This window comes from Janthinobacterium silvisoli (genome assembly GCF_014200725.1).
Taxonomy (GTDB): Bacteria; Pseudomonadota; Gammaproteobacteria; order Burkholderiales; family Burkholderiaceae_D; genus Janthinobacterium.
In genome coordinates this window covers 90,869-103,050 of record NZ_JACHCL010000002.1, presented here as the reverse complement: position 1 = coordinate 103,050, position 12,182 = coordinate 90,869, and the positions used below count along the sequence as shown (strand labels likewise).

The 12,182-nt window shown below is 56.5% G+C and carries 9 protein-coding genes; 6 read left to right on the top strand and 3 right to left on the bottom strand.

Features of this window, described 5'->3' with window-relative positions; translation table 11 throughout:
* Positions 1–80 precede the first annotated feature (80 nt).
* Both HDE75_RS10590 and HDE75_RS10585 read right to left on the bottom strand, forming a co-directional pair.
* Complete coding sequence (locus HDE75_RS10590; protein ID WP_183677877.1) at positions 81–479, bottom strand: VOC family protein; 399 nt, start codon at positions 477–479, stop codon at positions 81–83.
* A 57-nt stretch (positions 480–536) separates the two neighbouring features.
* Positions 537–773, bottom strand: a complete 237-nt coding sequence (locus HDE75_RS10585) for a DUF2798 domain-containing protein (RefSeq protein ID WP_183677878.1) — start codon at positions 771–773, stop codon at positions 537–539.
* 100 nt (positions 774–873) lie between these two features.
* On the opposite strand from HDE75_RS10585, the gene HDE75_RS10580 reads away from it, so the two are divergent.
* Entirely contained in the window at positions 874–1,803 is a 930-nt protein-coding gene (locus HDE75_RS10580; protein ID WP_183677879.1) for a LysR family transcriptional regulator, read from the top strand.
* A gap of 118 nt (positions 1,804–1,921) precedes the next feature.
* Positions 1,922–2,128, top strand: a complete 207-nt coding sequence (locus tag HDE75_RS10575; protein ID WP_183677880.1) for a hypothetical protein — start codon at positions 1,922–1,924, stop codon at positions 2,126–2,128.
* 88 nt (positions 2,129–2,216) lie between these two features.
* On the opposite strand, the gene HDE75_RS10570 is transcribed toward HDE75_RS10575, so the two are convergent.
* Complete coding sequence (locus HDE75_RS10570) at positions 2,217–3,917, bottom strand: MFS transporter (RefSeq protein WP_183677881.1); 1,701 nt, start codon at positions 3,915–3,917, stop codon at positions 2,217–2,219.
* A gap of 233 nt (positions 3,918–4,150) precedes the next feature.
* Between HDE75_RS10570 and HDE75_RS10565 the strand changes: the two genes are divergently transcribed.
* The 4 genes from HDE75_RS10565 (at position 4,151) to HDE75_RS10550 (ending at position 12,097) form a co-directional block, all read left to right on the top strand.
* A complete protein-coding gene (locus HDE75_RS10565; protein ID WP_183677882.1) occupies positions 4,151–5,329 on the top strand; it encodes an acetyl-CoA C-acyltransferase in 1,179 nt (392 codons plus the stop codon).
* Between the two features lie 111 nt (positions 5,330–5,440).
* Positions 5,441–5,743, top strand: a complete 303-nt coding sequence (locus HDE75_RS10560) for a Dabb family protein (RefSeq protein ID WP_183677883.1) — start codon at positions 5,441–5,443, stop codon at positions 5,741–5,743.
* 77 nt (positions 5,744–5,820) lie between these two features.
* Positions 5,821–6,816, top strand: a complete 996-nt coding sequence (locus tag HDE75_RS10555) for an NADP-dependent oxidoreductase (RefSeq protein WP_183677884.1) — start codon at positions 5,821–5,823, stop codon at positions 6,814–6,816.
* 163 nt (positions 6,817–6,979) lie between these two features.
* Positions 6,980–12,097, top strand: coding sequence for an NACHT domain-containing protein (locus tag HDE75_RS10550; RefSeq protein WP_183677885.1), 5,118 nt, complete (start codon positions 6,980–6,982; stop codon positions 12,095–12,097).
* Positions 12,098–12,182: the final 85 nt, after the last annotated feature.

Genomic DNA, 12,182 nt, shown 5'->3' with positions numbered 1-12,182 from the left:
AAGGTTCATGAATGCGTGCCAGCCATTATAGGCAAATCGTGCCCATCTGGAAACGCCGGGCAGAGGGGAAATTCCTTTGTTTAGTACTTATCTGCCTGGTGGCATACGGCTTCGATGCGGTTGCCGTCAGGATCGTAGAGGAAGGCTGCGTAATAGCTGGCGTGGTAATCGCGCAAACCCGGTGCGCCCAGGTCGATACCGCCGTTGTGCACGCCCGCATGCCAGAAGGCGTCGACGGCTGCGCGTGTGGGGGCTTTGAAGCAGGTGTGGCGGCGTGGCGCATCGTCGGGCTGTGGTCCCAGGCGCACGGAAAAGTAGCTGCGTCCGGGGTGGTCCGCATTGCTGCGCTCGCCGTAGCCTATCCACGCTTCGCTGTGTTCGCTACCGACCTTCACTACGCCCAGCGCGGCGAAGATGGCGTCATAAAAACGTTCGGCGCGCACCAGGTCGCTAACGGTGAGGGAAACATGATCGAGCATGGGCAAGTTCCGTAGTAAAAGCCGTAGCATAGCCTACCCCGGCACGTCACCGCCGTCTTATTTACTGATCAGCTTGCCGATCAGTTTGTGGCTCAGTCCTTGCACCGTGGGTGCACACAGGATGACGACCGTGAACGCCACCGGCCAGGCGGCCAGGAAGGCGTGGCGCCAGCGCAGCATGAAGTCGGGATGCAGGCCGATATTGAGCCAGGTGACCCAGGCACTCATCAGCAGGCTCATCACGAATGACATCATCAGGGAAAATACTAAGCGCAGGCGCATGGCGTCGGACATGGTCTTTCTTTCTTGTTCAGTTGAGAAGATTGCAGCGTAAAGACTTGCGATAATCTATGCTAGAGTCAAATTTTTAATTTCAAATTCCAGGAATGAAATCATGCTCGACGATCTCGCCCTGTTCGTGACCATCGTGGAGGCCGGTAGCCTGAACGCGGCGGCCGCCAAGGAAAACTTGCCGCCTGCCACAGTCACGCGCCGTTTGCAAAAACTGGAAAGCCAGCTGGGCTACCGTTTGCTGAACCGCAGCGCGCGCCGCTTGCAGCCGACGGCGGAAGGCTGGCAATACTATGAACAATGCCGGCCCCTGGTGCATGCCTTGCGCCAGGCCACGCAGCAGCTCGACGCCAGCCTGTCGGCCGTCTCGGGCAGCATCCGCGTGCTGGCGCCGGTTGACTTTGCCAGTGGCTTGCTAACGCCGGCCTGGGTCAGTTTCATGCAGCAATATCCCGATATCCAGCTGGAACTGGAAGTGTCGAACCGGCTGCAGGACCTGGTCGTCAGCGGCGCCGACATGGCCATCCGCGTGGGCTCGCTCGACGATTCTTCGCTGATGCAGCGCCGCCTGGGCAGTGCCTCGCTGGTGATGGTGGCCGCACCGTCCTACCTGGCACGGGCTGGCGTGCCGCACAATTTGCTGGACCTGGAGCGCCATGAGCTGATCGTGGCCGAGCCTTTACGCAGCTGGCGCTTGCGGCGCCCCGGTGATGGGGCAGAGATGGTGCTGCAACCGCAGGCGCGGCTGCGCGTCAATGAAATGCGGCTGGCCGTCGACATGGCCGAGGCGGGCATAGGTATCTTGCTGTGCCCGCTACTGCAATGCCGTCATGCCGTGGCAGATGGCAGGCTGGTGAGGGTGCTGCCCGAATGGATGCCCTTGCCACGCCATGTCTACGCCGTCTGGCCCCAGCGGCGCTATTTACCTGCAAGGGTGCGGGTGTTGCTGGAGCACCTGGCGGCGTTTGCGGCCGGAAATCCCTTGCTGCGCGATGAGGACCCGGCATCGCTTTCCCCACAGCCTTTCCAGTAAGTAATGCTGCCAGGCTTGTCGGGAACGGCCAGATCGCGTTAAGATTGAGTCGCCGGTTTATCAAGCTGGCAAGTTGATAGTCTTTGCCATGTGTTCACAACCCGCTATGAGAGATGCAATGAAATATCTGATCTTAAGCTGTCTGTTAGCCACCACCGGCTGCGAAGTGCTGTATGACGCGAATCGGGACAAGATCGGTGAATATTGCAACAGTCTCAATAACTTTGATGACCGCAACGCTTGCCGCAAACGTAACCAGACCAGTTATCAGGAATACGTGCAGCAGCGCGGCCGGCAACAGGGCACGGCCTCTGCAGGCAAATAAACCTCTTTCCAATAAAAAACGCCGCTGAGAGTTTCAGCGGCGTTTTGCTTTGCAGCGCCAGCCTTGCGGCCGGGGCATCTGCATGAACTTAATCGTCGGCGTAGATATTGTTATCCTTGGTTTCGCCGACAAACAGAGTGCCGATCACCACCGTGGCCAGGGCCACGATGATTGGATACCACAAGCCATAATAGATATCGCCCTTGAAGGCCACCAGTGCGAAAGCCGTGGTGGGCAGCAAGCCGCCAAACCAGCCGTTACCGATATGGTAGGGCAGCGACATCGAGGTGTAGCGTATGCGGGTCGGGAACATTTCCACCAGCATTGCGGCGATCGGGCCGTAGACCATCGTGACATACAGCACCAGGATGAACAGCAGCAAGACCACCATCGGCTTGTTGATCTGCTCAGGATCAGCCTTGGCAGGGTAGCCCGCTTCCTTGATAGCGGCGCCGATTTCCTTCTTGAGCGCTGCTTCGTGGGCCTTGCTGTCGGCGTCGAAATTCAGCCCGTCGGCCGTCATGACGGCGTTGAACGAGGTGATTTCCTTGCTGCCGATGCGTACCTTGGCGATGCTGCCAGCTGGTGCTTCTTCCTTGGTGTAGTTCACCGAGCTGTTCGACAGGAAACCGGCGGCGATATCGCACGACGATGGGAACTTCTTGGTACCCGTCATGTTGAACTGGAAGTGGCAGGATGCAGGATCAGCCACTACCACCACAGGCGAGTTCTTCAGCGCCGCTTCCAGCTGCGGGTTGGCAAAGTGCGTCAAGCCATTGAAAATGGGGAAGTAGGTCGCCGCGGCGATCAGGCAGCCGCCCAGGATAATGTATTTGCGGCCGATGCGGTCCGACAGGCTGCCGAAGAACAGGAAAAATGGGGTGGCCAGCAGCAGCGCGATGGCGACCAGGATGGTGGCCGTGGCCAAGTCCACTTTCAAGGTTTGCGTCATGAAGAACAGGGCGTAGAACTGGCCCGTGTACCAGACCACGGCCTGGCCGGCGGTCAGGCCGATCAGGGCCAGGATAACGATCTTCAGGTTTTTCCAGCGGCCGAACGCTTCGGTCAGCGGCGCTTTCGAGGTGCGGCCTTCCGCTTTCATCTTGGCAAATGCTGGCGATTCATTCATGGCCAGGCGGATCCAGACGGAAATACCCAGCAGCACGATGGAAACCAGGAAAGGCACGCGCCAGCCCCATGCCTCAAACGCCGCCTCGCCGGTGGCCAAACGGGTGCCCAGGATCACGATCAAGGACAGGAAGAAGCCCAGGGTGGCAGTGGTCTGGATCCAGGCCGTGAAGGCGCCGCGCTTGCCTTCCGGCGCATGTTCGGCCACGTAAGTTGCCGCGCCGCCATATTCGCCGCCCAGCGCCAGGCCCTGCAAGATGCGCAGGAAAACCAGGATGATGGGCGCCGCAATGCCGATCGAAGCGTGGCCGGGCAGCAAGCCGACGATGAAGGTGGAGCCGCCCATGATCAGGATGGTGATCAAAAAGGTATATTTACGGCCGATCATGTCGCCCAGGCGGCCGAACACCAGCGCGCCGAATGGGCGCACGATGAAGCCGGCGGCAAAGGCCAGCAGCGCGAAAATAAAGGTGGTGGTGGGATCGCCGATAAAGAATTGCTTGGCGATGATGGAAGCGAGTGAGCCGTACAGATAAAAATCGTACCATTCGAAAACGGTGCCGAGCGAGGATGCAAAGATGACCTTGCGTTCCTCGGGTGTGATCGGCGTTCCCTTGGTAGAAACCTTCCGCACGTCGGCCGAGCCGGGTGATGATGCCATGGTTTTGTCTCCCTGTTTATGGTGAACCATTTATGGAACCGTTGCCGAGGTCTATTTTGACCATTCTTGCAACAGCTGCAAGGCAGTGTGTTCCCCGAACCTTACGTCAGGCTTGCTTGAAACTTACGCCAAGCTTACAAAATCGGGTGTCATTTTTTGCGAACGACCGTACTTAAGCATGCTATTCTCTTCCTGGTAGAGACGACTAAAACAATCCACACAGGAGACATGAAATGAATCACGCTGTTATCGTATCGACCGCCCGCACGGGCCTGGCCAAGTCCTGGAAGGGCGCGTTCAATATGACGCACGGCGCCACCCTGGGCGGCCACGTGCTGGCGGCCGCCATTACGCGCGCGCAGATCGAGGCGGGCGAGGTGGAAGACGTGATCGCCGGTTGCGCGTTTCCTGAAGGCGCGACGGGCGGCAATATTGCGCGCCAGATTGCCCTGCGCGGCGGTTGCCCCGTCAGCACGGCGGGCATGACCGTCAACCGTTTCTGTTCCTCGGGCTTGCAGGCGATCGCCCTGGCGGCGCAGCGCATCATTGCCGGCGAAGGCGATATCTATGCGGCCGGTGGCGTGGAATCGATTTCCTGCGTGCAAAATGAAATGAACAAACATATGGTTCGCGAAACCTGGTTGCAGCAGCACAAGCCGGAAGTGTATTGGCCCATGCTGCAAACGGCGGAAACCGTCGCCAGGCGCTATCACATCAGCCGCGAACGCCAGGATCAATACGGCGCGCAAAGCCAGCAGCGCGCCGCCAGCGCACAGGCGGCCGGCCTGTTCAACGCCGAAATCGTGCCGATGACCACCATCATGGGCGTGGCCGACAAGGCCAGCGGCATGCTGGTCTCGCGCGAAGTGACGATCTCCTCCGACGAAGGCATCCGTGCCGACACCACCTACGAAGGCGTGTCGAAGATCCGCCCGGCTATCGAAGGCGGTGTGATCAGTGCGGGCAACGCCAGCCAGTTTTCCGATGGCGCCTCGATGGCCATCGTGATGAATGCGAAAGTGGCCGAAGCGAAAGGCTTGCAACCGCTGGGCATCTTCCGCGGCTTCGCCGTGGCCGGCTGCGAACCCGATGAAATGGGTATCGGCCCCGTCTACGCGATCCCGAAACTGCTGAAAAAAGCGGGTTTGACGGTAGCCGACATCGGCCTGTGGGAATTGAATGAAGCGTTCGCCGTGCAAGTGCTGTACTGCGCCGATACCCTGGGCATCCCGCTGGACCGCCTGAACGTGAACGGCGGCGCGATTGCCGTCGGCCACCCGTACGGCGTATCGGGCGCGCGCCTGACGGGCCACGCCCTGATCGAAGGCAAGCGCCGCGGCGTGAAATACGTGGTCGTCACCATGTGCATAGGCGGCGGGCAAGGTGCGGCAGGGCTGTTCGAAGTCGTCTGATTTTTGCTGGAACCCAGTCTGGGGCGGCCTGCGGGGCCGCCTTTTTCATCGTCAGCAAGGCATGGCAATAGCGGTTACAGTGATGCTTTACTTTTATCTTGCACTGCCATCATGATCAAGCACATCGTTTTCTGGAAACTCAAGGACCACGCCGAAGGCGCTGACCGCGCTGCCAACGCATTGAAACTCAAGGCTTTGCTGGACGGCTGTTCCAACGTCGTGCCCGGTATTTTGAAATTTGAAGCCATCGTCGCCCAACCTGGCCTGGAAGCCACCTACGACATCGTGCTCTACAGTGAATTCGCCAACCGCGAGGCGCTCGACGCTTATCAGAACCATCCCGAACACGTGAAGATCAAACCATTCTTTGGTGCGGTGCGTGAAGCGCGGCAGTGCATGGATTATGAGGTTTAAATCCGGGGTCAGACCCGTCGGGTCTGACCCCAGCCTTTACTTTAGGGGCTGAATTTACGTTTGAGACAGGAGCACACATGCCCACCTTCCAACGCATCGTCCTCGCTTCCCGCCCGACGGGCGAAGTGCAACCCGAACATTTTCGTCTGGAAACGCTGGAAATCCCGTCAATCACCGATGGCCAGGTCCTGATCCGCAATCATTATCTGTCGCTGGACCCGTATATGCGCGGGCGCATGAATGAGGGCAAGAGTTATGCGGCGGCGCAAGCCTTGAATGAGACCATGGTCGGCGGTACGGTGGGCGAGGTGATTGCATCCAAGAATCCCCGGTTTGCCGTCGGCGATATGGTCGAAGGCCGCCTGGGCTGGACCGAAATCGCTGTCTCGGACGGCAGCATCTTGCGCAAGGTCGACACCACGCGCATTCCCGCCTCGGCCTACCTGGGTGCGGTGGGCATGCCCGGCATGACGGCCTGGTATGGCTTGAACCAGATCATGGCTCCAAAGGCGGGCGAAACGGTAGTGGTCTCGGCTGCCAGCGGGGCGGTCGGCAGCGTGGTGGGGCAACTGGCGAAATTGAAAGGCTGCAAGGTGGTCGGCATCGCCGGCGGCGCCGAGAAATGCGCCTACGTGGTCGACACCCTGGGTTTCGACGCCTGCATCGACTACAAGGCCGGCAGCCTGGAAGCCAACCTGGCAGCGGCCACGCCCGACGGCATCGACGCCGTCTTTGAAAACGTGGGCGGCGCCATCTTCGACGCCGTACTGGCCCGCACGAACGCTTTCGGCCGGATCGCCATCTGCGGCTGGATCGCCGGCTACAACGGCGAAGCGACACCAATCAACAACTTCCGCCTGATCCTCACCAACCGCCTGACCGTACGCGGCTTTATCGTCTCCGAACATATGGAATGGTGGCCGCAAGGGCTGGTGGAACTGGCAGATCTGGTGGCGGCGGACAAGCTGATCTTCCGCGAATCCGTGGCGCAAGGGCTGGCTAGTGCGCCGCAGGCGTTTATCGGTTTGCTGAAAGGGCAGAATTTTGGCAAGCAGGTGGTGAAGCTGGGGTAATTATTAAATCGTATCGTCCAAAAATTCTACTTGGAGACATCTTTGATATTGACAGGCGTCGGCATGAGGTATTCAAGAGGGTAATGTTTCCTTGAGTTCATTAATTCTCGGGCATAATTGTGAAGAAATTAATTCCTGTGCTACGGTCCGCCAGAATCAGACGATGACGATTAACGAACAAACCGCAACAAGCCCTTCGGCCAGTGGCCCTGCGGGAGCTTTTTTTGAAGGACAGGTAGCCGCGCATTATCTGCTAACGATGCTTGCGGAGGCTGATCCGCGCGGCCTACCGGGTGTGTTGATTGGCAGCGTTGAATTACAGCGTGCAGGCGAGGGACATCCTCTCGATGATGTGATCGTTCGCGGCGTGACGCATATGGGTGAGCCTGCAGTTCTTGAGGTTCAGGTAAAGCGCACAATCACATTTTCTCCCAATGATGCGGTATTTAAAAGCGTCGTAGAGCAGCTTGCCCAAGCACTGCAGAAGCTCGACTTTACACACCAGCGCCACCAGTTTGCCGTCGCGACTGAACGAACATCCTTCAAGATAACGGGTCCATATCAAGATGTACTGCGTTGGGCGCGAGAGGTTGGCTCTGAATCGGTTTTTCACGGACGAATTAAGCGTAAGAAAGTTGGCAATGACGATATGCGCTCCTTTGTAGAAACGGTGCGTAGTCATCTTCTGAGTGCTGGTTGTATGGGTGACGACGAAACAGTCTGGCAGGTTTTGCGTCGCTTTCAGATACTGACTTTCGACTTTGATGCTCCCGGATCACATTCAATTGAATTGGCGCTTGAGCGAGCCCGAAATTTTCTCGATCCAATTGATTCGGCGCGAGCCGGGGTCTTCTGGAAGATTCTAACCGAGACTTCTATTCGGGCTGCGGCTTCGGGGGGCGATTTTGAAAGAAGCAAGCTTCTGAGTGAAGTTTCAGGCATTGACGGTTTCCGACTACGGGGCTCGCCGCGAAACCGAGCATCACGAGAGACTTTGGCCGAAGCTGCTGGCCTTGCGGCTGCTGATCTTCGTCGGAGTATCGCTGGAATAGTATTGGCCCGCTCTACCCAGCTTAATGCGGTACGGGAAGCGCGCGATCAAGGCCGTTATATCGAAATTCGTGGTGCTCCTGGCGTCGGTAAGTCGGGTCTTTTGGGGACGCTTGTAGAACAAGTTTCCACCGAAGGTCGTGTAATTGTTCTTACGCCAGAGCGGACAACCCCCGGGGGATGGCCAGCTTTCAAGGCCGAATTTCAGATTGATGGTGGGATAGCGTCCTTTCTCTCTGATCTTGCTTGCGACGGCGGTGCCACACTATTCGTCGATAGCCTTGATTTCTTTGACGATCCTGGCAAGCGCGCTACAGTCACCGATCTGGTGAGGGCAGCAGCGATCATTCCGGCATTCCAAGTTATCGTTACAGTCAGGACAGACTTCGATAAAGATGAGCCAAACTGGTTGCCGTCAGACATCCTGGCAAAGCTGGGGCATGCTCGCCCGGTTATCATTGATGACCTTGGAGCGGAGGAGATAGAGGAGCTCAAAGCTGCAGCCCCAACTCTCTCGGCCTTGCTCAGCGACATGCATCCTGCCAATGCCGTTGCCCGAAACCTTTTCCGATTATCCCGTTTGCTTGAAGTGGATGGACGCACCGATCAGCTTCGTTCGGAGATAGATCTACTCGAACGATGGTGGACCACAGCTGATGGTCCCCAAGTAAATCGGCGCGAACGCAAGCGGCTTCTTGCAAACCTTTCCGATGCCATTCTGGCGGGCCGCGACTATTTGGAAGCTACGGCCGAGGCCTTGGTTGTGGATGCACTTGTTTCTAGTAGAACGCTACGTGAATTAAGTCTCGATCAATTATCATTTCATCATGATGTCTTGCGTGAGTGGGGTGTGGCGTCGCGTTTGCACGATTCCCCTGACCGCATCGATCAGCTTCCGCTTGATCGTGCGGTGCCGGTATCCTTGGCCCGGGGCATTGAACTTGGGGCCCGCTTTGCATTGGAACGGTCTGAGGATGGAGAGCCGTGGAGAGAGTACTTAAACCGGGTCAGTCGCGATGGAGCTCATGCATCGTGGCGGCGCTGGGCATTACTTGCAATTCTGCGCTCCGAGCTTGCTCTTACGCTACTGGATCGTGCATCTGCATATCTGATGGAGAATGACGGTGTGCTTCTACGCGAATTGATTCGTACGGCGCTCGCTGTCGAGTCACGCCCTCTCGTGGAAATGCTTGCCGAGTATGTGGAGGATGCAGAGAAGATTCCTGCCACTTTATATGGACCGATCAATGGCTCATGGACGAAGCTAACGGATTGGTTACTTATAAGGCGATCACATCTACCGCTTTGCGTGCTTCCTGACGTTGTCGAGTTGTTCCGAAGCCTTTCAACAGCCATATTTTGGATGGGGCCGATGACGCCGAAAATGGCAATCGTTCTTGCTGACTGGCTTGAGGAAATCGAAGATGCAAAAAATCACCATCTGCTTGCAAGTGATAAGCCGCGATTTGCGAAGGCGTTTCGTTCTTACGATCTGCAGAAACTCGAAACCGATGTTCGTCAGGCATTTCTTCTTATGGCAGCACGCGTACCAGAGCGTGCTCAATGCTATCTCCGGAGTGTGCTTGGGCGGCGAAATTCAGATTACATCATCCGTGAGATCCTGAAGTTTCGCGGTACGTTGGCGGTTGCAGCGCCCGTAGAGCTCGTGGAGATTACCTTAGCCGGGCTGATCCCAAAACAAGAGCACACACGAACACCCCAGCCCGAGGCATTCACCCATCTTGATAACGACTTTCTTCCGTCATCTCCCGCGCAGGGGCCATTCCTTGAACTACTTAATGTCGCGCCGGAACATGGCCTAAGTCTTATCCGTCGCTTGCTTGATCACGCGATCATTGCGTTGCCCGATATAGGGGAGCCAGGTACCGATGGTTTTACGCTCGTGTTTCCAACTGGTCCACGCTACTTTCCTTGTGAGCAGTCCTATCTATGGTCGCGCCAAGCTGGCGATGGCTATGCGGTCGAGTCAGCGCTGCTTGCATTAGAGGCATGGACTCACACGCGTATCGAAAAAAACGAAGAGCCTGCTCAGATCATTTCTGATGTTCTTGGTCCTGAAGGTTCACCCGCAGCATTTCTAATGGTGGCAGTTGATATTTTGATTTCGCACTGGCCTAAATCAATGGCGATTGCCATACCGTTTCTCGGTTCGCCTGAACTGCTCACGGCTGATAGAACTCGTCAGTTTCTCGAGGTCACTCCGGAAATTGATTTCGGAGAGTGGGGGGCAATCGGCCCGAAGGAGCCAACTGCTTCGATTATGCTTGCCGACCTAAAAAGTCGCCCCTCCCGCCGTTGGGCACTTGAAGCGCTGCTTTCGAATTTCGCTATTAACGAATCGGTTGATCGCAGCCTTCTCCATGGTTTGCTTATCGCTGCCTCGGAACGTTTGGGGCCAGTAAAACCTAATGATACCTTCGCAACTCCCAGGTTCATGGCGCACCACGCTCTTAATGTGATTAACCCTATGAATTGGCAAGCTATCAATGGTTCCCTTGCTTATGTTTCTCCAACGGAGGAGGTGAGGCACATCGAGACGCTTCAAAAGAAAAACTCGGCGCGAGCAAGGGATTCTGGAATTGACGCGGCAATCCAAAATGCTGTAGAGGATGGATCGAAGTCAAGTTCCGAACTCGTGGAGCAGGCCTTGGCGTATGCACAACGTCTCGAGACCATGTCTGATATGCCGGAAGATATTCCCCTTTCGCGAGCGAGCGCCATCGCTTCTACGGCTATGATCTTAACCCGCGACGGTTCCGATGTAATGCTGAGCAAGCACGAAGAGTGGGCTCGAGATGTGTTTGCGCGGATGTTTTCCCGGGCAGATGGGATTTCAGTTTCCCGGACACGTCACGGTATGCGTTTCAATCCCGTTGCAATTGCCGCGCTTGGCCTCATTCACCTTTGGCGTCGACATGGTCGCCAAGAAGATCGGAACTTATTACTTGAGCTCGCGGGGCGTGACGATCCGCACGCAGCGCATGGCTTCGGTGCAGCTCTCGCGGTCATTTACGAAATCGATCCACGTTTTGTGCCAGCTTTGCTTCGATGTGCGTTGGTGGCTCAAGTCCAGCCCATGCATGAGGATGATGACTTTGGTGATACAAAAAAGGCGAATCAGGTGCGACATCGCCAGCACGTAGCTGCTGCAATCCAAGCCGAGGTGGCATGGCTTAACAACACAGCTTCGGAACCGATTTGGCCACCACTGCCTTCTAGGAGACCTTCAGTCCGGCAAAGTCTCGGGAGCAGCGAAAATGCCCCTACGATACAACCGGTTCGCGTTGCTGAACCGAGCGGGCAGCTTCATTCCCAGAACGCTGCGCTATGGCTTCGACAACTGACGCTCAGTTCGGAGATTGTAGACCCAGCCTGGAGTGTTAGCTTTGTCAACGCTTATGCCGACTGGACGGCTGAGGCGAACGGGGTCGGGCTAGCGCCGGATACTAATATCGACAATCGACCTGGCGAGTGGAACAGTATCTTCTTCTCGATCATGGGGCGCTCTTTTACACGAATGTCACCCGATGAGACTGTTACCCATATTTTGCGCGTGTCCGCCGTTCCCGAAGATTCCTTCTTCGATATTGTTACTAGACTGGTACCCGCGATCGATCAGGCCTACTTTAGTGATCTTGGTCTGGACGTCGGTATTGCACTCAAGCTACGCGTGCTCCTTGCTGATCGCTTGATTGATACTGCTGGGTGGAGGAGGGAGCAAGATAGATCGGAAATGAATATCGAGACCCGGGTCGGTGCAGCGATTGCTGTCTTTTTCTTTAATAACTATAGTCCATTCAGCGATGCGTCGTGCTATTTGTTTGAGCGCGGGATAGGTAAGATTGCCCCGTTCTTCCCTGAACTGGGGCGGTTGATTGGGATGGGACCAGTTACGTTTTCCGCGCTTTTAACAATGAACCTTCTTGAAGTATCTCCACGGTCCACACATCTGGAGTTCTTCCTATCAAGTGCGCTAGTTTGGCTTCAACGCCAACCTGCTAACAAACAGCTTTGGGTAGATAACGGGCTTGGTTCACGGATGGTCGCGTGGCTGGAAGGTGTTCTGCAAATCGATACTGTGCCCCAATCGGCCTCCTACCCTTTAAGACCACAAATCGATGATGTGCTTGCTCGTTTGGTGCAGATCGGTGTTGCGCAGGCGCATGCTCTGGAGGTGCTGATCGCGACTAAAACAAGCAGAGCCAAGTGATGGCAGCTTTCTAGGCCAAGACTGCTTAAACGCAGCATTATTTTTCAAAAGCCAAGGTTTTTGAAAGACAGGAGTGATCCCAGCC

Coding starts and splice junctions, on each gene's coding strand:
- HDE75_RS10590 (WP_183677877.1), bottom strand. CDS start 479: ATGCTCGATCATGTTTCCCTCACCGTTAGCGACCTGGTGCGCGCCGAA.
- HDE75_RS10585 (WP_183677878.1), bottom strand. CDS start 773: ATGTCCGACGCCATGCGCCTGCGCTTAGTATTTTCCCTGATGATGTCA.
- HDE75_RS10580 (WP_183677879.1), top strand. CDS start 874: ATGCTCGACGATCTCGCCCTGTTCGTGACCATCGTGGAGGCCGGTAGC.
- HDE75_RS10575 (WP_183677880.1), top strand. CDS start 1,922: ATGAAATATCTGATCTTAAGCTGTCTGTTAGCCACCACCGGCTGCGAA.
- HDE75_RS10570 (WP_183677881.1), bottom strand. CDS start 3,917: ATGGCATCATCACCCGGCTCGGCCGACGTGCGGAAGGTTTCTACCAAG.
- HDE75_RS10565 (WP_183677882.1), top strand. CDS start 4,151: ATGAATCACGCTGTTATCGTATCGACCGCCCGCACGGGCCTGGCCAAG.
- HDE75_RS10560 (WP_183677883.1), top strand. CDS start 5,441: ATGATCAAGCACATCGTTTTCTGGAAACTCAAGGACCACGCCGAAGGC.
- HDE75_RS10555 (WP_183677884.1), top strand. CDS start 5,821: ATGCCCACCTTCCAACGCATCGTCCTCGCTTCCCGCCCGACGGGCGAA.
- HDE75_RS10550 (WP_183677885.1), top strand. CDS start 6,980: ATGACGATTAACGAACAAACCGCAACAAGCCCTTCGGCCAGTGGCCCT.